This is a genomic window from Pseudoxanthomonas sp. SL93, from assembly GCF_026625825.1.
In the GTDB taxonomy this organism is placed as follows: Bacteria; Pseudomonadota; Gammaproteobacteria; order Xanthomonadales; family Xanthomonadaceae; genus Pseudoxanthomonas_A.
In genome coordinates, this window is sequence record NZ_CP113065.1 from 3,662,775 (window position 1) to 3,680,870 (window position 18,096).

Annotated in this window: 19 protein-coding genes and 1 tRNA gene; 15 read left to right on the plus strand and 5 right to left on the minus strand. The window is 69.1% G+C overall.

All coding sequences use genetic code 11. From position 1 onward, the window contains the following. Window positions 1–24 precede the first annotated feature (24 nt). The 12 genes from OVA13_RS17095 to OVA13_RS17150 all read left to right on the plus strand — a co-directional run bounded on the left by OVA13_RS17095 (window position 25) and on the right by OVA13_RS17150 (window position 10,744). Complete coding sequence (locus tag OVA13_RS17095; RefSeq protein WP_267791651.1) at window positions 25–1,239, plus strand: type II secretion system protein XpsF; 1,215 nt, start codon at window positions 25–27, stop codon at window positions 1,237–1,239. Window positions 1,240–1,306: 67 nt separating this feature from the next. Beyond that, entirely contained in the window at window positions 1,307–1,741 is a 435-nt protein-coding gene (gspG, locus tag OVA13_RS17100; RefSeq protein WP_267791652.1) for a type II secretion system major pseudopilin GspG, read from the plus strand. A gap of 98 nt (window positions 1,742–1,839) precedes the next feature. After that, window positions 1,840–2,301: a type II secretion system protein XpsH gene (locus OVA13_RS17105; protein WP_267793564.1), complete on the plus strand. Its 462-nt coding sequence runs from the start codon at window positions 1,840–1,842 to the stop codon at window positions 2,299–2,301. Continuing rightward, complete coding sequence (locus OVA13_RS17110; RefSeq protein ID WP_267791653.1) at window positions 2,298–2,726, plus strand: type II secretion system protein XpsI; 429 nt, start codon at window positions 2,298–2,300, stop codon at window positions 2,724–2,726. The genes OVA13_RS17105 and OVA13_RS17110 overlap by 4 nt, the downstream gene beginning before the upstream one ends. Next, on the plus strand, window positions 2,723–3,382 hold the full coding sequence (locus OVA13_RS17115; protein WP_267791654.1) for a prepilin-type N-terminal cleavage/methylation domain-containing protein: 660 nt from the start codon (window positions 2,723–2,725) through the stop codon (window positions 3,380–3,382). Before OVA13_RS17110 ends, OVA13_RS17115 begins: the two co-directional genes overlap by 4 nt. Continuing rightward, complete coding sequence (locus tag OVA13_RS17120) at window positions 3,379–4,230, plus strand: type II secretion system minor pseudopilin (protein ID WP_267791655.1); 852 nt, start codon at window positions 3,379–3,381, stop codon at window positions 4,228–4,230. Before OVA13_RS17115 ends, OVA13_RS17120 begins: the two co-directional genes overlap by 4 nt. Further along, window positions 4,227–5,378 (plus strand): PilN domain-containing protein, encoded by a 1,152-nt coding sequence (locus OVA13_RS17125; protein ID WP_267791656.1) that lies wholly within the window; start codon window positions 4,227–4,229, stop codon window positions 5,376–5,378. The genes OVA13_RS17120 and OVA13_RS17125 overlap by 4 nt, the downstream gene beginning before the upstream one ends. Then, window positions 5,371–5,991 (plus strand): type II secretion system protein GspM, encoded by a 621-nt coding sequence (gene gspM, locus OVA13_RS17130; protein ID WP_267791657.1) that lies wholly within the window; start codon window positions 5,371–5,373, stop codon window positions 5,989–5,991. Before OVA13_RS17125 ends, gspM begins: the two co-directional genes overlap by 8 nt. Then, the gene (locus OVA13_RS17135; RefSeq protein WP_267791658.1) at window positions 5,981–6,835 is read left to right on the plus strand and encodes a type II secretion system protein, XpsN-like; all 855 of its coding nucleotides are present in this window, start codon (window positions 5,981–5,983) and stop codon (window positions 6,833–6,835) included. Before gspM ends, OVA13_RS17135 begins: the two co-directional genes overlap by 11 nt. A gap of 9 nt (window positions 6,836–6,844) precedes the next feature. After that, a complete protein-coding gene (gene gspD, locus OVA13_RS17140) occupies window positions 6,845–9,058 on the plus strand; it encodes a type II secretion system secretin GspD (protein ID WP_267791659.1) in 2,214 nt (737 codons plus the stop codon). Beyond that, window positions 9,055–9,903, plus strand: coding sequence for a glycosyltransferase family 2 protein (locus tag OVA13_RS17145; protein ID WP_267791660.1), 849 nt, complete (start codon window positions 9,055–9,057; stop codon window positions 9,901–9,903). The genes gspD and OVA13_RS17145 overlap by 4 nt, the downstream gene beginning before the upstream one ends. Next, window positions 9,887–10,744 (plus strand): glycosyltransferase family 2 protein, encoded by an 858-nt coding sequence (locus tag OVA13_RS17150; protein ID WP_267791661.1) that lies wholly within the window; start codon window positions 9,887–9,889, stop codon window positions 10,742–10,744. Before OVA13_RS17145 ends, OVA13_RS17150 begins: the two co-directional genes overlap by 17 nt. A 7-nt stretch (window positions 10,745–10,751) precedes the next feature. Here the strand turns inward: OVA13_RS17150 and OVA13_RS17155 are convergent, their stop codons facing one another. From OVA13_RS17155 to thiS, 5 genes are read right to left on the minus strand one after another with little or no spacing between them, the layout of a single operon-like run. Continuing rightward, window positions 10,752–11,156, minus strand: coding sequence for an ACT domain-containing protein (locus tag OVA13_RS17155; RefSeq protein ID WP_267791662.1), 405 nt, complete (start codon window positions 11,154–11,156; stop codon window positions 10,752–10,754). Continuing rightward, window positions 11,153–13,021, minus strand: a complete 1,869-nt coding sequence (locus OVA13_RS17160) for an SLC13 family permease (protein ID WP_267791663.1) — start codon at window positions 13,019–13,021, stop codon at window positions 11,153–11,155. The genes OVA13_RS17155 and OVA13_RS17160 overlap by 4 nt, the downstream gene beginning before the upstream one ends. Window positions 13,022–13,054: 33 nt before the next feature. Then, window positions 13,055–13,789: a tRNA (guanosine(46)-N7)-methyltransferase TrmB gene (gene trmB, locus OVA13_RS17165; protein WP_267791664.1), complete on the minus strand. Its 735-nt coding sequence runs from the start codon at window positions 13,787–13,789 to the stop codon at window positions 13,055–13,057. Between the two features lie 4 nt (window positions 13,790–13,793). Continuing rightward, window positions 13,794–14,588: a thiazole synthase gene (locus tag OVA13_RS17170; RefSeq protein ID WP_267791665.1), complete on the minus strand. Its 795-nt coding sequence runs from the start codon at window positions 14,586–14,588 to the stop codon at window positions 13,794–13,796. A gap of 59 nt (window positions 14,589–14,647) precedes the next feature. Then, window positions 14,648–14,848 carry a sulfur carrier protein ThiS gene (gene thiS / locus OVA13_RS17175; protein ID WP_267793565.1) on the minus strand — a complete coding sequence of 67 codons (201 nt, stop codon included), beginning with the start codon at window positions 14,846–14,848 and terminating at the stop codon, window positions 14,648–14,650. 198 nt (window positions 14,849–15,046) lie between these two features. Here thiS and OVA13_RS17180 point away from each other — a divergent pair, with 198 nt between their 5' ends. The 3 genes from OVA13_RS17180 to rimK all read left to right on the plus strand — a co-directional run bounded on the left by OVA13_RS17180 (window position 15,047) and on the right by rimK (window position 17,971). Then, window positions 15,047–16,846 (plus strand): autotransporter domain-containing protein, encoded by a 1,800-nt coding sequence (locus OVA13_RS17180; RefSeq protein WP_267793566.1) that lies wholly within the window; start codon window positions 15,047–15,049, stop codon window positions 16,844–16,846. 78 nt (window positions 16,847–16,924) lie between these two features. Then, window positions 16,925–16,998: transfer RNA gene (locus OVA13_RS17185), tRNA-Gly, on the plus strand. A 97-nt stretch (window positions 16,999–17,095) separates the two neighbouring features. Then, window positions 17,096–17,971: a 30S ribosomal protein S6--L-glutamate ligase gene (gene rimK / locus OVA13_RS17190; protein ID WP_267793567.1), complete on the plus strand. Its 876-nt coding sequence runs from the start codon at window positions 17,096–17,098 to the stop codon at window positions 17,969–17,971. The last annotated feature ends 125 nt before the right edge of the window (window positions 17,972–18,096 follow it).

The window sequence follows — 18,096 nt, forward strand, 5'->3', positions numbered from 1 at the left end:
CATTGTTTCCCGCGATGCGACGGCATGCCCCTGTACCGCTACAAAGCGCTCAACGCCCATGGCGAAATGCTGGATGGCCAGATGGAAGCCGCCAGCGATGCCGACGTGGTCGCGAGGCTGCAGGAGCAGGGCCATCTGCCGGTGGAAGCGCGGTTGGCGTCAGAGGGCGGCAACGCCACGTTGTTCCAGCTGTGGCGCCGGCACGCCTTCGCGGGCGAACGGCTGGTGCAGTTCACCCAGCAGCTGGCCACGCTGCTCGGTGCGGGCCAGCCGCTGGACCGTGCGCTGACCATCCTGCTGGATCTGCCCGAAGACGAAAAAGCACGCCGCACCATCACCGACATCCGCGATGCGGTGCGCGGCGGCGCGCCGTTGTCGGCCGCGCTGGAGCGCCAGCACGGCATCTTCTCCAGGCTGTACGTCAACATGATCCGCGCCGGCGAAGCGGGCGGCAGTCTGCATGACACGCTGCAGCGGCTGGCCGATTACCTGGAGCGCAGCCGCGCCCTGAAGGGTCGCGTGGTCAACGCGCTGATCTACCCGGTCATCCTCATCGTCGTGGTGGGCCTGGCGCTGCTGTTCCTGCTGGGCTACGTGGTGCCGCAGTTCGCGCAGATGTACGAGAGCCTGGACGTCGCGCTGCCATGGTTCACCCGCGGCGTGCTGTGGCTGGGCCTGTTCGTGCGCGACTGGTGGTTCATCCTGGTCGCAGTGCCTGCGCTGGCATTGCTCTGGTTCGACCGCCGCCGTCGCGATCCGGCGTTCCGTGACCGTTTCGACGCCTGGTTGCTGGGCCGCCCCTTTGCTGGGCTGCTCATCGCGCGGCTGGAAACCGCGCGCCTGGCCCGTACGCTGGGCACGCTGCTGAAGAACGGCGTGCCGCTGCTGAATGCGCTGGGCATCGCCCGCAACGTGCTGGGCAACCGCGCCCTGGCGGCCGATGTCGAAGCAGCCGCGGAGGACGTCAAGAACGGCCACGGCCTGTCTTCGTCGCTGGGCAAGGGCAAGCGGTTCCCACGGCTGGCCCTGCAGATGATCCAGGTGGGCGAGGAGTCCGGCGCGCTGGACACCATGCTGCTGAAGACGGCGGATACGTTCGAGGGCGAAACGGCGCAGATCCTGGACCGCATGCTGGCCGCGCTTACCCCCATCATCACGCTGGTACTGGCGGCGGTGGTGGGGCTGGTGATCATCGCCGTGCTCGTGCCGCTTTACGACCTGACCAGCGCCATGGGCTGACGCGCATCGCACGACCGGTTCAGACACACTTCTCCACACTACCGCCATCCCAAGAAGGATCCCGACGATGCGCCTGTCCCGCCACCTGACCCGTTCCCCTTCGCCCTCTTCGCAGAGTGGCATGAGCCTGCTGGAAATCATCATCGTCATCGTGCTGATTGGTGCCGTGCTGACCCTGGTGGGCAGCCGGGTACTGGGCGGTGCGGATCGCGGCAAGGCCAACCTGGCCAAGTCGCAGATCCAGACGCTGGCCGGCAAGGTGGAGAACTACCAGCTGGATACGGGCAGCCTGCCGGGTCGTCTCGAAGACCTGGTGACCCAGCCCGGCAATGCCGCCGGCTGGCTGGGCCCGTACGCGAAGTCGGCCGAGCTGAAGGATCCGTGGGGCCACGACATCCAGTACCGGGCGCCAGGCGAAGCCGGCCCCTTCGATCTGTCCAGCCTGGGCAAGGATGGCAAGGCGGGTGGCGAAAGCTACGACGCGGACATCGTCTACGAGTGATGGCGATGCACGCCGTCCTTCCGTCGCGCCGGTAAGGAAAGCCAGCCGTGCGTGCGGTCATTCCGGCCAAGGGATGTTTCCGTCCTGATCCGCCGCGCTTGCCACGGAGGCAGCGCGGTGTCTCGTTGCTGGAAATGCTGCTGGTCGTAGCGCTGATCGCGGTGGCGGCGACGTTGTCGGCGATGGTGCTGACCGGTGGGCTGGATGGCATGCGCCTGCGTTCCGAAACGAAGGAGATCGCCGCGCAATTGCGCTACACGCGTGCGCAGGCCATCGCCACTGGGCAACCGCAGCGGTTCGTCATCGATCCCCGCGCGCATCGCTGGCAGGCCCCGAACGGCCGCGACGGCCGCATTCCCGAAACCCTGTCGGTGAAGTTCACCGGCGCACGCCAGGCGCAGGCCCGCGCAGGCGAGGGCGCCATCCTGTTTTTCCACGACGGCGGGTCTACGGGCGGGCGCATCACGCTGGGTGCCAAGCAGGCCGAGTGGATGGTCGACGTGACCTGGCTGACCGGCGAAGTGCGCGTCTTCCGTGGCCCGCAGGGCGCTGCGCAATGAGCGCACGGGCATCGCGCGGTCAACGCGGCTTCACGCTGATCGAAGTGATCGTTGCGTTCGCATTGCTGGCGCTGGCGTTGACCTTGCTGCTGGGTTCTCTGTCGGGCGCGACCCGCCAGGTGCGGCAGGCCCAGGACAGCACGCGCGCCACGCTGCACGCGCAGTCACTGCTGGCGCAACTGGGCACGGGCGAAGCCCTGCAGCCGGGACGGACGGAAGGCCGCTTCGACGGTGGCCGTTACGAGTGGGTACTGCAGGTGGCGCCGTACGCCGATCCTCTGGCCGCGCGCGCGCTGCGGGATGCAACGGCCCCCCAGCTGATGGACGTGCAGTTGGACGTGCGCTGGGGCGAACGTGCCGCGCAATCCCTGCGCTGGCGCACGCTGCGCCTTGCTCCCCGCGACATCAACCAGGCCGCGCCATGAAGTCGCGCGCATCGGGCTTCACGCTGATCGAGGTGCTGCTGGCGACGGTGCTGCTGGCGGCGGGCTTGGCGCTGGCGTTCGCCACGCTGCGCTCCTCCACCGCGCTGGTGGGACGTGGCGAGTCCATGGCCCAGCGCAACGAACACATGCGCGCGGTGCAGGGTTACCTGCGCGCGCGGCTGTCGATGGCGCAACCGATCGTCTTCGCCACCGACCGCGCCACGCTGCAGCAGGCCCGTTTCATCGGGTCGCCGCAGCGCATGCGCTTCGTCGCGGACCTGCCGGATTACCTGGGATATGGCGGACCTTACCTGCATGACGTCAGCGCCGACGAGCGCGGGCGGCTGCAGGTGGCTTTCACCGTGGCCCGCCCGGACCAGTCGCTGGACGACCTGGAGAACGCGACACGCGAACTGCGCCCCGAACGCCTGGCCGATGGCTTGCGCGCGGTGCGTTTCCGCTACCGCGGGCTCGACGAGGAGAATCGCCTGGGTGAGTGGCAGGACCGCTGGGAAACCGCCGAACTGCTGCCGCTGCAGGTCAAGGTGGAAGTGCAGGGTGCCGACGGTACGCGCTGGCCTGACCTGGTGGTGACCCTGGCCCGCAGCGAGGGCGGGGCGGGTGGCGGACTGCTGCCGCCGGGGGGTGCGTTGTGAACCGTCATCGCGGTGCGGCGCTGTTGCTGGTGCTGTGGCTGATCGCGCTGCTGACGGCGTTGATCGGTGCCTTCGCGCTGACCTCCCGCATGGAAGCATTGCAGGGGCGCGTGGCCAGCCGCGGCGCCATCGCACAGGAAGTGGCGCGTGCCGGCATGGAATACGCGCTGGTCCGCGTGAGCGACCAGAATCCCGAGACGCGCTGGTTGCCCAACGGCCGCCTCTACCGGTGGACATTCGATGGCAGCGAGGTGCAGGTGCGCATCATCGACGAAACCGGCAAGGTCGATCTGAACCAGGCGGACATGCCCCTGCTCGCGCGCCTGCTGCAGGCGGTCGGCGCGCCACCGGAGTCCAGCGAGCAGCTGGCGGCCGCCATCGTCGACTGGCGGGATGGCGATGCGCTCAGTCAACCCGTCGGGGGCGCGGAGGATGACGACTACGCGGCGGCGGGCCGCGATTACGGTGCCAAGGATGCGCCGTTCGAAACCCTGGCCGAAATCGAGCAGGTGCTGGGAATGACACCGGAACTGTACGCGGCGGTATCTCCGCACCTCACGCTCTATTCGGGTCGCGCGCAACCCGATGCCACCTATGCGACGGCCCCCGTGCTGGTCGCGATGGGCATGGATGCCGAGGCATGGATCGGCCAGCGCAATGCGGCCGGGGTGGCCGGCGCCTCGCAACTCGTCGGTGCCGGCAGCGGCACGTATAGTATCGAGAGCCGTGCACGCCTGGCCGATGGCCGCCAGGCGGCCATCAGCACCGTGGTGCGCGCAGGCGCCAGCCCGGTACCGGGTTCGGCCTATACCTTGTTGCGCTGGGAGGAGGGAGCGTCACCACAATGAGCAGCATGCGCGACAGCCTGCAGCATTTCCGTGCGCGCCTGGGACCCGGGCCACGCAGCTTCCTGGCGTGGTGGTCGCAGGCGCTGGCCAGCTGGCTGCCCGCCCGTTGGCGCGTGCTGCTGGGGCTGACGCGTGATCGCCTGCTGTTCCAGCGCGAGGGCGACGAACTGCGGATGTCCTGGCAGGAAGGCGTGCAGCGCCATCCGCTGGCCATGCTGCCCGACAGCATCACCGGCACCGACCTGCGTGCCCTGCTCAGTCCGCGCCTGGCCGACCTGCCGCGCTGGTGGCTGGTGCCGGCCGGTGCGGTGCTGCGCCGTCGCCTGCTGTTGCCGGCCGCTGCAGCGGAACGGCTGCGCGACGTGGTGCGTTTCGAAATCGACCGGCAGACACCGTTCCGCGCCGAGGATGTCTGCTTCGATGCGCGCGTGATCCGTCGCCGCGAAGACGGACAGCTGGATGCCGAACTGGTGGCGGTGCCCCGTGCCGGCTTCGACGCGGGCCTGGCGCAACTGGGTGCACTGGTTCCCGAACTAGCCGGTGCGGACGTCGCCGATGCCGATGGCCTGCCGCTGGGCGTGAACCTGTTGCCGGTCGAGGCGCGCGCGTCGCGGCAGGCGTCGCGCCGTGGCCTGCACCTGGCGCTGGCGGCGGTGGCACTGGTCTCGCTGGTGCTGGGCGCCTGGCTGATCCTGGACAACCGCCGCGCGGCGGCCGACGTGTTCGCCGCGCAGGTCGCCAGCCAGGCCGAGCAGGCGCGCCGTGTGTCGACGCAGCGGCAACAACTGGTGGATCTGGTGGCCGGCGCCACGGCCCTGAACAAGGCGCGGGCCGACCGGCCCACCACGGTGGAAGTGATCGATGAAGTGACCCGCCGCCTGCCGGACAGCACCTATCTTGAAAAACTCTCCATCGAAGGCGACCGGCTGATGCTGATCGGCTTCAGCCCCGAAGCGTCCGGGCTGGTGGCCAAGCTGGAAGGGTCGCCGCTGTGGCGCAGTCCCGCGCTGAGTGGCGCGGTGCAGCCCGATCCGCGTACCCGTCTTGACCGCTTCACGCTGACCGCCGAACTGGTGGGCAGCCAGAAAGCGCCCGCTCCCGCGCCCGCCGCCAACCCGGGAGACGCCAATGGCGCCGGCCGTGACTGACCGCGACCGCTGGCTAGCGCTGGGCCTGCTGCTGCTGGCCTTGCTGCTGGGCTATGGCGTGCTGGTCCATCCGTGGTGGACCGCGCCGTTGCTGGACGTGAACGCGCGTATCGGCGAACTGCGCGAGCGCGAGCTGCGCATCCGCATGCAGTTGCAGCAGGCCCCGCAGGTGAAGCGCGAGCTCGATGCCGCACTCGCCCAGCAGGCGCAACGCCCCGGCTTCCTGCCCGAGGCGACGGTCGAACTGGCCACCGCCGGCCTGGTGCAGCGCCTTGAAGCCGTGGTGAAGCAGGCGAGCCCCGGCAACCGCAGTTGCGCCATCGCCAACCAGTCGCCGCTGGCGATGCCGGGACGCGAGCAGTTCCCCCGCATCGTGGTGCAGGTGCGCCTGCGTTGCGGCGTGCCGGAACTGGCCGCGGTGCTGCACCAGATCGAATCGGGCAGCCCGCGCCTGTTCGTCGACAATCTCAACGTGCTGCCCCAGCGCTACGCCTTCCAGGCCAGCGAAAGCGGCAGCGGTGGGCTGGACGTCAACTTCGACCTGTATGGCTACCTGAAGCCGCTCCCCGCCGTCGTGGCGCCCCGGGCACCGGGAGACGACGATGCGCGCTGACGCCTGGACGCCCCGCACCTGGGTACTGCTCGCCGTGGCCGGCTGGGCGGTGCTGGTGGCATTGCTGGCGGTGTTCGGCCTGGGTGGACGCATCACGCCGCTGCCGGCCGACCCCGCGCTCGTGCAGGCGCTGCCGAGGTTGCCGGCCATGCCCGCCGAGCGTCTCGGGCCGCTGCCGCAGTACGCCGAGATCGGTGGTCGCACGCTGTTCTCCGAGAATCGCCAACCGCAGCCGTTCTTCATCTCCGGCGAAGGCGAGGCCGCGGCGCCCGGGTTCGACATGGTGCTCAGCAGCGTGATGATCACGCCGCGCCTGCAGCTGGCGATCGTGCAGCCGGTGGCCGGTGGCGAAGGGCTGCGGGTGAAGATGGGCGAGGAACCGAACGGATTCCCCGGCTGGCGCCTGGTGGAACTGGAGGCGCGGCGTGCGGTGTTCGAGGGGCCAGAAGGCCGCCGCGAACTGTCGCTGCGGGTGTTCGACGGCACCGGCGGGGCACCGCCGACGCCGATGACGGCCGGTACCCCGGGTGGCGTTCCCAGCCCGGTCCCGCTGCAGGTGCCGCCCGCCGCCGGTGTCGCGCCTGCCCGCAGCACGGGCGGCAACAGTCCGGCCGGGGTCATGCCCACCACCGCGTCGCCGCCGATGCCGGCGCCCGCGCCTGCAAGCCCGGCCCGACCCGCCAGCCAGCCGATGCCGGCGGCCACCACCGACGCGCCGGTCCAGACCACCGAACAGCAGATGGACGCCATCCGCCAACGCATCGAGGCGCGGCGCGCGCAGATGCGGCAGCAGGACAAGGCCACCCCCACACCGCCGCCGGCACCGTCCGGCAAGACACAGTAGAGTGCCGGCATGACGTTACGCGTGATCCTGATTTCCCTCTGCCTGGGCCTGCTGGCCGGTTGCGCCAGCACGCCGCCGACGCCGGAAATGCGCCGGGGCGAAGCCGCCGCGCCCGGCACCGCCGCCCCCGGCAGCGCGCAGACCACGCCGCTGCAGTCGCCTGAGCTGCCCGAATCCGGTCCCCAGGCCGTGATCCGCCGCGGTACTGGCCAGATGATCAACCGGGGCGCCGCCTCCGCGCCGCCCCCGTCGCTGGCGGGCGCGAGCAGTGGCGCCGCCACCTTCAACTTCGAAGGCGAATCGGTGCACGCCGTGGTCAAGGCGATCCTCGGCGACATGCTGGGGCAGAACTACGTCATCGCGCCCGGTGTGCAGGGCACGGTGACGCTGGGCACGCCCAAGCCGGTCTCGCCGGCCGAGGCGATGAGCCTGCTGGAGATGGTGCTGGGCTGGAACAACGCCCGCCTGATCTATACCGGTGGCCGCTACAACATCGTGCCCGCCGACCAGGCGTTGGCCGGCGCGGTGGCGCCGCGTACCGGCGCACCTGCCAATGCGCGCGGCTACGAGGTGCGCGTGGTGCCGCTGCGCTTCATTTCCGCCGCGGAAATGAAGAAGGTGCTGGAACCGTATGCGCGCCCGAACGCCATCGTCGGCATCGACGGCTCGCGCAACCTCATCACCCTGGCGGGCAGCCGCAGCGAGCTGGAGAACTACCTGCGCACGGTCGAGATCTTCGACGTGGACTGGCTGGCCGGCATGTCGGTGGGCGTGTTCCCGCTGGAAACCAGCCGTGCCAGCAAGGTCGTCGCCGACCTGGAAAAGGTCTTCGGCGAGAACAGCAAGACCCCCAGCGCCGGCATGTTCCGCTTCCTGCCGCTGGAAGGCGCCAATGCGGTGATGGTGATCACGCCGCAGGCGGCCTACCTGGACGACATCCAGGACTGGCTGGAGCGCATGGACAGCGCCGGCGAGGGCGCACGCCTGTTCTCGTACGAACTGAAGTACATCAAGGCCAGGGAACTGGCCGAGCGCTTGGCGGAAGTGTTCGGCGCGGGCAGCAGTGGCGGCGCCGGCGGCGACCGCTCCACCGGCGGGCCCGGCAATGTGTCGCTGATGCCGGGTACCGATCCGGTGCAGATCAACGATGGCGGCCTCAACAACAGCGGCGGCAGCGTGGACTTCGGTGGCACCGGTGGTTCGTCCGGCGGCAGCGGTGGCGGCTTGGGCAGCGGCAGCCTCTCGCTCAACCAGCGCGACGACGGCAACGCCAGCGTCACGCTGGAAGTGGACGGCGACCGGGTCGGCGTGGCGGCGGTGGAGGAAACCAACACCCTGCTGGTGCGTTCGAGCGGCACGGCGTGGAAGTCGATCAAGGACGTCATCGAGAAGCTCGACGTGATGCCCATGCAGGTGCACATCGAAGCCCAGGTGGCGGAGGTCTCGCTGACCGGCGACCTGAGCTATGGCGTCAACTGGTACCTCGAGCGCGCGATGACGGACAACGGACTGGGTCCGTTCGCCGGCCCGGATGCAGGTGGTCCCAGCCGGTGGAGCACGCTGGCGGGCAGCATCGGCGGCGTTAGCGGGGCGGGCGGTGTCTGGACGCTGGTCAAGAACGACGCGGCCGCGGTGATTACGGCGCTGGATGAAGTCAGCGATGTGCGCCTGCTGCAGACGCCTTCCGTGTTCGTCCGCAACAATGCCGAGGCCACGTTGAATGTCGGCAGCCGGATTCCGATCTCGTCCGTGACCGTCAATCCGGGCCTGGGCACCGACAACACCTTCAGCCAGGTGCAGTACCTGGATACCGGTGTGATCCTCAAGGTGCGGCCACGCGTCACGCGTGACGGCATGGTGTTCCTGGACATCGTGCAGGAAGTCAGTTCGCCCGGCAGCGAGCCGGACGCCAATGGCAACGTGCGCATCAACACGCGCCGCCTGAAGACCGAAGCGGCCGTGGAAGCCGGCCAGACCGTGATGCTGGCGGGCCTGATCAGCGACAGCGCGACGGAGGGCTCCGCGGGCATCCCCGGGCTCAGCCGCCTGCCCATCATCGGCGCGCTGTTCGGCAGGAAGACGAACAACACCGAGCGCAGCGAAGTGATCGTGCTGATCACGCCGACCATCGTCCGCAACCCGCAGGAAGCCCGCGACCTGACCGACGAATACGGCCAGCGTTTCCGTGCCCTGGATCCGCTCTACGCACCGCCCAAGCAGTGACCCCGTCCCCGGCATCTCCGCTGCCGATCGTGCTGCTGCCGGTGGGCGCCGATGACGATGCGCTGGACGCCTGCCTGGGCGCGCTGGATGCCGGCACGCCCGACGGCACGCGCGTGTGGCTGGCCGACGATGCGCAGGCCGGTCCGCGCGGCCTGGCGATCATCGAGCGCTGGCTGACGCGCACGCGGCTGCAGGCCGACTACACACGGCGTCCGCGCATGCTGGGCGAAGTCGCCCATGTCGACCAGATGCTGGCCGCCTGCGGCAACAGCGATGTGGTGCTGCTGGCGCCGGATGCACAGCCGCTTCCGGGTTGGCTGCAGCAGCTGTCGGCCTGCCTTGCGCGCGACGCGGCCATCGCCACCGCCACCCCGTGGTGCAACGCCGGCGAATCCGCCGCATGGCCGCGCCTCGGCGAAGTGGCCGCGCCGCCACAGGACGCCGAGCGCACCGCGCAGGCATGCGCGGCGATGCCGCCGCTGCATCCCGAACTTCCCGCCGCGGTTGCCCACGCCGTCGCCATCCGCGGCAGCGCGCGCCAGCGCGTGGGTGGGCTGGATGCCAGCAGCTATGGTTCCTGGTATGCCGCACTGATCGACCTGTCGCTGCGGCTGGCCGGACTGGGCTGGCGCAACGTGCTGTGCGAGACGGCATTCGTCGCGCGCGGCGGTGAGGGCCGCCCCGCGGACGGCGACATGGACACGCTCAACGCGCGCTGGCCTGCCTGGTCGCCACGCCTGGCCACCTTCCTGATGGGGGATCCGCTGCGCGCGCCGCGCGAGCGGCTGGCCGCCCTGTATGCCGCCATCGATTCGCCGGAGCGCCAGCGTGACCTCTTCCCCTGAGCGCGGCGGCATTGCCGTGGTGGTGGTCAGCCACGAAAGCGCCAGCAGCATCGATGACTGCCTGATGCGCCTGCGCGTCGCCAACGATGTGGAAGAGATCCGCGTGGTGGACAACGCCTCGCGCGACGGCACGCTGGAGCTCATCCAGCGCCACGCGTTGCAGGATGCACGGGTCAGGTTCATCGCCAACCCCGACAACCCGGGTTTCGCGGTGGGCTGCAACCAGGGCGCACGCGACAGTGCCGCGCCATGGCTCGCCTTCGTCAATCCCGACCTGATGGTGGAAGCCGACACGCTGTCGCGTCTGCGCGCGCATGCCGCCAGCCTGCGCGGGGATGCGCTGCTGGGCGTGGACCTGGTCGGCGAGGACGGCGTGCGGGATGTGGCGGCGCGGCGGCGCGATCCCGATTTCGCCGCCATGCTGTCTTCCCCCGCGGCGGCCTCACGCCTGGGCGTACCGGTGCAGGAAGATGTCGTGCTGCAACCGGTCGACGTGGTGTCGGGGGCGCTGATGCTGACCTCACGCGGGCTGTTCGAACGGCTGCGTGGATTCGACGAAGGCTATCGCCTGCATGCCGAAGACATGGACCTGTGCCGTCGCGCACGCGAGGCCGGTGCCACCGTCGCCGTGGCCAACGACATCCGCGTGCTGCACCTGCGTGGCGTTTCCAGCCGTGCGCGGCCCGTTTTCGTCGAGTGGCACAAGCATCGCGGCCTGTGGCGCTACTTCCGCAGGTTCGAGTCCGCACGGCGAAGCACGATGACCCGGCTGGGCGTGTTCTGTGCCATCTGGATGCATTTCGGCGCGGTGTGGGCGCGCACGCTGCTGGGGCGTCGCTGAGGCGGGCTCAGCCTTCGCTGATCTGGTGGCCGTGCGCGCGCAACGCCGCCAATGCCGCCGCCAGTGCGTCGTCCTGCACCAGCACGTAATCGGTATTGAAGGTGGACAGGGCGAAGATGCCCACGCCGGCGTCCGCCAGCGGCTGCAGCACCGCCAGCAGGATGCCGGTCAGTTCGAACGCGAACGGGCCCTGAAGCTTCAACGCACGCCACCCGCGCTGGCTGCGTACCTCGACGGGCACGCAGGTTTCCTCGCAGACCAGCGACAGTTCATCGGCCGCCCAGCTGGCATGGCGAAGGCCCTTGGAGGGCCACCATGCCGGCAGCGCCGCATCGGCTTCCAGTTGCACCACGGCGTAGCGGAGCGGCAGCAACCGCATCGACAGGATGGGACGGTGGGAGGGGCGGGTCATCCCGCGCGTCCGTTCCACCAGAACAGCAGGTTGATCGCCACCACTATTACCAGCGTGTAGATGAGCGACAGCGGACCGCCCACCCGCCACAACTGGCGCGAGGTGTAGTTGGCGGGTCCGACGATCATCGAGATCACCGGGTTGGAGGCCGTCATCAGGTTGTTGGATGCGGACAGCGCCACGATCAACGCGAAGGCGGTGGGATTGCCGCCGGCCGCCAGCGCCAAGTTGATCGCCATGGGCACCATCACGATGGTGGCGCCCACGTGGCTGATCACCAGCGAGAACGCCGTGGTCAGCAGCGCGATGGCGATTTCCAGTGCCCAGATGGGAATGCCGTCGGGCAGGCGCTCGACGGTATGTCCAGCGACCCACGCCGCCGCGCCGCTGCTGTCCATCGCCCAGCCCAGCGGGATCAGGCCGGCCATCAGGAAGACGGTCTTCCAGTTGATCGCCCCATAGGCTTCGTCCATGCGCAGCACGCCGGTCAGCAGCATGCCGGCCACGCCGGTCATCAGCGTCAATGCCACCGGCAGCTTGGAGGTGAGGGCGATGAGGATGGTGATGGCGAAGATCGTCATCGCGATCTTGAACTTGTGCGGGCGCTGCTCGCCTTTCGGGTAGTCGGTCACCACCACGAAGTCGCGGCTTTCCGCCGCCTGGCCCAGGTCCTGCCAGATGCTGTGGAACACCAGCATGTCGCCGGCGCGCAGCTTCTCCTCGCGCACGTTGTCGCGGATGACCTTCTTGTCGCGGTTGATCGCCAGCAGGCTGATGCCGTTCTGCTTGCGCAGCCGCATCTCGCGCGCGGTCTTGCCGATGAACTTCGACGTGGGTGGCACCACGGCTTCGGAAATGCCGGCGCGGCTGGGATTGAACAGGTCGCCGAAGTGGCGCAGGCGCGAGGACATCCGCAGGAAATGGTTCTGCGCGAAGTCGGACACTTCCTGCCGCGGGCCCATCACGCCCAGCACGCTGCCCACCCAGATGCGCATGTCCGCCGGCGGCGCCAGCCGGGTATCGTTGCCGGTCTGCAGTGCCAGCATCAGCGGGGCGTCATGCATCGCTTCGGCTTCGCCCAGCGACATGCCCACCAGCGGGCTCTCGGCGCTGACGACGAGTTCGAACACGTCGCCTTCGATGCCGTAGGTGTTGGCGAAATAGCTTTCCGTGCGCGCCGGCGTCACCGCACCATCGCTGTCCGGCGTGTCTTCCTTCAGCTTGCGGTCGCCGTAGAAGCGGAAGTACAGCAGGGACGCCACCACCAGCGCCAGTCCGACCGGCGCCGGCGCGAACATGCGCAGGGGCTCCAGCGTGGCCATGCCCGACGGCAGGTTGTTGTTGGCCGACACCAGCAGGTCGTTCAACAGGATCAGCGGCGAGTTGCCGACCATGGTGAACGCGCCGCCCATGACGATGGCGGCGGCGATGGGCAGCAACAGGCGCTGCAGCGACAACCCGGTGCGCGACGACAGCCGCGAGGCGACCGGCATGAACAGCGCCATCACCGACGGGTTCTGCATGAACGAGGAATTGAGGCTGGCGATGGCGGTGGTCATCAGCAGCAGCCGCTGCTCGATGCCATGCCCTCGGCGCAGCAGCCACGAGGCGAGACGGTTCAGCGCGCCGGTGCGGTCTAGGCCGGCGCCCAGGATCATGGTGGCGATGATGCTCATCACCGCGTTGCCGGAGAAACCGCCGAAGATCTCTTCCGGTGCGATCAGCCCGGTGATGCCCAGCACCACCAGCACCACCAGGGCCACCAGGTCGGCGCGGATGCGTTCGAACAGGAACATCGCCATCGTGAAGCCGACCAGCCCGAGGACGAGCTTCATGTCGTTGGTCAGCGTCAGCGCGTTTTCCATGTCGCGGTCGGTTTCCTGGTGCGTGCTTCGGTGCTACTCGCGGTCGTACAGAAGATCCCACACGCCATGGCCGAGCTTCTGGCCGCGCGTCTCGAAATGGGTCTGCGGCCGCCAGGGCGGGCGGGGCACGCTGCCGCGTGGGCCGGCGCGGTTGCGCAGGCTCGGCGTGGCATCGAGCACGTCCCACATGTGCTCGGCATAGTCCTGCCAGTCGGTCGCCGCGTGCAAGCGCCCGCCGCTGCGCAGCTTGCGCACGAGCAGCGCGGCGAATTCCGGCTGGATCAGCCGGCGCTTGTTGTGGCGCTTCTTGTGCCAGGGATCCGGGAAGTAGATGCGGACTTCGTCCAGTGCGCCGTCCGCGACCTCGTGCTGGAGCACCTCCACCGCGTCGTGGTGGTAGATGCGCACATGGTCGCTGCCGTCTTCGGCCAGCGCGTTCAACAGCCGGCCCACGCCGGGGGCATGCACTTCCAGGCCGATATAGTCACGCGCGTCGTCGTTGGCGGCGGCGAAGCGCAGGGCCTCGCCGTTGCCGAAGCCGATTTCCAGCACGCGCGGCGCCCGGCGGCCGAATACCGCATCGTAATCGCGTGGCTGGCCGGTGTAGTCCAGGCCGAAGCGTGGCCACTGGGTATCGAACGCCCGCTGCTGCGCTTCGGTGAAGCGGCCCTGGCGCAGCACGAAGCTGCGCACCTGCCGGCGGCCTTCCTCCACCGTGAAAGGCTTGGGTGGGGTCTTGGCGCCGGAACTGGAGAACGGGTCCGTCATCGGGTCAGCCGATCAGCCCGTCGATCGGGCTGGAGGCCGAGGCGTTGCGCTTGCGCGGGATGCGGCCGGCCAGGAACGCTTCGCGGCCGGCTTCCACGGCCTTCTTCATGGCGCTGGCCATGAGCACGGGATGCCGGGCGCCGGCGATGGCGGTATTCATCAGCACGCCGTCACAGCCCAGCTCCATCGCGATGGCGGCATCGGACGCGGTGCCCACGCCGGCATCGACCAGCACCGGCACCTTGGCGTTCTCGATGATTTCCAGCAGGTTGTACTTGTTCTGGATGCCCAGGCCGGAGCCGATCGGCGCGGCCAGCGGCATCACCGCCACGCAGCCGATCTCTTCCAGACGGCGCGCCAGGATGGGGTCGTCGCTGGTGTAGACCATCACCTGGAAACCGTCCGCCACCAGCTTTTCGGCGGCGGTCAGGGTCTGCACCACGTCGGGATACAGGGTCTTCTGGTCGCCCAGCACTTCCAGTTTCACCAGGGTGTGGCCATCGAGCAACTCGCGGGCCAGTCGGCAGGTGCGCACCGCGTCGTCGGCGGTGTAGCAGCCAGCGGTGTTGGGCAGCAGGGTGTAGCGGTCCGGCGGCAGCACGTCGAGCAGGTTGGGCTCGTTCGGCGACTGGCCCAGGTTGGTGCGGCGGATGGCCACGGTGACGATCTCGGCGCCCGCGGCCTCGGTGGCCAGGCGGGTCTCCTCGAAATCCTTGAACTTGCCGGTGCCGGTCAGGAGGCGGGAACGGTAGGTCTTGCCCGCAATCACCAGCGGGTCGGTCGGGATGGAATTGGACATGCGGCGATTATCGCCGATGTTGGCGAAGGCGGGGCCGCGAATCGCGCACCCGGGCGCGCTCAACCACCGCCCAGCGCATGCACGATTTCCACGCGGTCGCCCGGATGAAGGGCCTGCGTGGCGTGCTGGCTGCGGGGAACGATGTCGCCATTGACCTCGACGGCCACGCGGCGCTCGGCCAGCCCTTCCTGCAGCAGCAGCGTGGCGATGGTGCTGCCGGCCGGCAGCGGGCGGGTCTGCCCGTTCAACTGGATGTCCATGCCGCCATTGTCGCGCATGGGCAGGGGTCAGGCGTAGACGGGGCCGGTACATGCCGCATTGCAGCGTGTGTGCCGGCCGGCTTGGTGGAACGATGCGCGCCATGCGCAGCCGTACGGGAGAGACGGCGTGCAGCCCATCCACTTCTTATCTGCCCCGGAGATTGCATGAACCGTTCCTCTTCGCCTGTCCGCTCGTTGCTGGCCGTTGCGCTGGCGCTGGCGGCGGCCCCCGCGCTTGCGCAGGAAGCCAATTACTCGCAGACCGTGTTCTTCGGCGACAGCCTGACCGACTCCGGCCACTTCCGTCCGGCGCTGATCCAGGCGGTGGGCCCCAACGGCGCGCTGCTGGGCCGCTTCACCACCAATCCGGGGCTGGTCTGGTCCGAGTACATGGCCGAGTACTACGGCACGGCGGCGCTGAGCGCCAACCAGGGTGGTACCAACTATGCGGTGGGCGGTGCGCGCGTGGGCACCAACAGTGCCGGCGCGCTAGGTGCCATCCCGGCCCTGACCACGCAGGTGAACAGTTATCTGGCGGCCAACGGCGGCCGCGCGGATTCCCGCGCGCTCTATACGGTGTGGGGCGGGGCGAACGACCTGTTCGCCGTGGTCGGCGGGGCGCCCGCGCAGGCGACCATCACCAACGCGGTGACCGCGCAGGTCGGTATTGTCGGCACGCTGCAGACGGCGGGGGCGCGCTACATCCTGGTGCCGACCGTGCCGGACCTGGGCGCGACGCCGCAGTTCCGCGCGCAAGGCGCGGTGGGCATGGCCACCGGCACGCAGCTGTCGACCACGTACAACACGGCCCTGTTCGGCGCACTCAACGGCGCCGGCCTGCGGGTGATTCCGCTGGACACTTTCAGCCTGCTGCGCGAGATCATCGCCAGCCCGGCCGAGTACGGGTTCGGCAACGTCACCGGTACCGCCTGCAATCCGCAGATCACCGCGTCGTCCGTGACCTGCAGCCCGCTGAACTACGTCACGCCGAATGCGCCGGACACCTATGCGTTCGCCGATGGCGTGCACCCGTCGTCGAAGGCGCACAGCATCCTGGCCGATTACGCCGTGTCGATGCTGGAAGGGCCGCGCCAGATCGCGCTGCTTCCCTACACCGCGTCGGTGATCGGTCGCGGCCGTGCCGATCGCGTCGCCTCCCATGTCGACGGCAAGCCTGAGGCCGACGGCATGCGCTGGTGGGGCGACGTGCGCGGCGACTTCCTGCGCTACGGGCACGGTGACCTGTACGACGGCGCCAGCCCGGCCGGCACGTTCGGCGTGGACTGGTCGCGAGGCTCGATGGTGTTCGGTGCGTTCGGTGGCTATGGCCGCGGCAGCTACGACTTCGGGCTGCGCGGCGGCAGCTTCGACCAGTCCGACGCCACGCTGGGCGGTTTCGTGGGCTGGTACGGCGACAGCCTGTGGGCCAATGCGCAGGTGAGCTACAGCTGGCTTGCCTACGACGTGGACCGCGAGGTCGTGCTGGGCGACGTGGTCCGTCGCCACAGCGGTTCCCCGGACGGCACCAACCTAAGTGTCGGCGCCAGCGCCGGTTACGAGTTCGGCGAAGGCGCTTTCCGCCATGGCCCGGTGGTCAGCATCCTGTCGCAGACGATCGAGATGGACGGTTACAGCGAGAGCAATGTCAGCTCCACCGCGCTGGCGTATCCGGACCAGGACTTCGATTCGCTGATCGGCAGCGCCGGCTGGCAGGTGAGCTACGCCATCAACGACCACCTGAAACCCTACGGCCGCCTGACGGTGGACCGCGAGTTCGAAGACCCGGCCGACGAAGTATTCGCGCAGTCGCTGTCGCTGCCGGGCACCCTGCCGTATGCGGTACCGGGCCTGGAAACCGACGACAGTTACGGCACCCTGCTGATGGGTGCACGCACCAGGCTGTTCGGCCTGGATGCCGACCTGGGCGTGAACACCACGGTCAACCAGGCGGGCGGTACCAACACCACGGCGTTCATGACCCTCAGCGGCAGCTTCTGATCGCCGCGGGCGGGCGGCGCCGTATTCCGGCGCCGCATTGCCTTGCCGGTCCCGCCCGGCATAGACTTCCCGCACTCCGCGGGTGTAGCTCAATGGTAGAGCTGTAGCTTCCCAAGCTACTGACGAGGGTTCGATTCCCTTCACCCGCTCCACGCCCCTCCCCCTCGCCACATTCTCGCCGCGCCCGCCTGTCACGGTGGTTTCGCGCGTACGTGTCATGCTGTCGCACGACCTCTTTCCCGCATGCCCATGAAGCTCGCCATCCTGTCGCGCAACAGCAAGCTGTACTCGACCCGGCGGCTGATCGAAGCCGCCCGCCAGCGCGGCCACACGGTGCGCGTGCTGGATCCGCTGCGCTGCTACATGCGCATCGCGTCGACCGGCTTCCAGCTGCGGTACAAGGGACGGCCGATCGCCGGGTACGACGCGGTCATCCCGCGCATCGGCGCGTCCATCACGCGCTACGGCACCGCGGTGCTGCGCCAGTTCGAACTGATGGGGACCTATACCCCCAATCCGTCCGACGCCATCCTGCGCGCGCGCGACAAGCTGCGTGCACACCAGCTACTCGCGGCGCAGGGCATCGACCTGCCGGTGACGGTGTTCGGCGACAACCCGGACGACACCCAGGACCTGCTGTCGATGCTGGGCCCTCCGCCGCACGTGATCAAGTTGAACGAGGGCGCGCAGGGCGCGGGCGTGATGCTGACCGAAAAGCCCTCCGCCTCGCGCAGCGTGGTCGAAGCCCTGCGTGGGCTCTACGCCAGCTTCGTGGTCCAGGAATTCATCGCCGAGGCGGATGGGGCCGACCTGCGCTGCTTCGTGGTGGGGGACGAGGTGGTCGCCTCCATGCGCCGGCAGGCACCGGAGGGCGACTTCCGCTCCAACCTCCACCGGGGCGGTACCGCGCTGAAAGCGGTGGCCACCGAAGAGGAAAAGGCGGTCGCGATCCGGGCTGCCCGGGTGCTGGGCCTGGGGATCGCGGGGGTGGACCTCATCCGCTCCCAGCGCGGCCCGCTGGTGCTGGAGGTCAATTCCACCCCCGGCCTGGAAGGCATCGAAGGGGTCTGCGAGGTGGACGTGGCCGGCAGCATCGTCGCCTACCTGACGCGTGCCACCCGCTAGCGGCCGGTTCAGGCCCGACGTGACCGGCTGGGCGTTTTCACCTGGAATTAACGCGGCCTTTAACGGGTGTTTAATCGCTGCCCGCGTAGCCTTGTCCGGACCGCAGCTCTGCGTTCCTCCCGGTG

Excerpts from the sequence above, each read along its gene's own strand:
- gspG (WP_267791652.1), top strand. The coding sequence starts at position 1,307 with ATGCGCCTGTCCCGCCACCTGACCCGTTCCCCTTCGCCCTCTTCGCAG.
- thiS (WP_267793565.1), bottom strand. The coding sequence starts at position 14,848 with ATGGACATCCAGTTGAACGGGCAGACCCGCCCGCTGCCGGCCGGCAGC.
- OVA13_RS17135 (WP_267791658.1), top strand. The coding sequence starts at position 5,981 with ATGCGCGCTGACGCCTGGACGCCCCGCACCTGGGTACTGCTCGCCGTG.
- OVA13_RS17170 (WP_267791665.1), bottom strand. The coding sequence starts at position 14,588 with ATGTCCAATTCCATCCCGACCGACCCGCTGGTGATTGCGGGCAAGACC.
- OVA13_RS17155 (WP_267791662.1), bottom strand. The coding sequence starts at position 11,156 with ATGACCCGCCCCTCCCACCGTCCCATCCTGTCGATGCGGTTGCTGCCG.
- trmB (WP_267791664.1), bottom strand. The coding sequence starts at position 13,789 with ATGACGGACCCGTTCTCCAGTTCCGGCGCCAAGACCCCACCCAAGCCT.
- gspD (WP_267791659.1), top strand. The coding sequence starts at position 6,845 with ATGACGTTACGCGTGATCCTGATTTCCCTCTGCCTGGGCCTGCTGGCC.
- OVA13_RS17115 (WP_267791654.1), top strand. The coding sequence starts at position 2,723 with ATGAAGTCGCGCGCATCGGGCTTCACGCTGATCGAGGTGCTGCTGGCG.
- OVA13_RS17095 (WP_267791651.1), top strand. The coding sequence starts at position 25 with ATGCCCCTGTACCGCTACAAAGCGCTCAACGCCCATGGCGAAATGCTG.
- OVA13_RS17110 (WP_267791653.1), top strand. The coding sequence starts at position 2,298 with ATGAGCGCACGGGCATCGCGCGGTCAACGCGGCTTCACGCTGATCGAA.
- OVA13_RS17125 (WP_267791656.1), top strand. The coding sequence starts at position 4,227 with ATGAGCAGCATGCGCGACAGCCTGCAGCATTTCCGTGCGCGCCTGGGA.
- rimK (WP_267793567.1), top strand. The coding sequence starts at position 17,096 with ATGAAGCTCGCCATCCTGTCGCGCAACAGCAAGCTGTACTCGACCCGG.
- OVA13_RS17160 (WP_267791663.1), bottom strand. The coding sequence starts at position 13,021 with ATGGAAAACGCGCTGACGCTGACCAACGACATGAAGCTCGTCCTCGGG.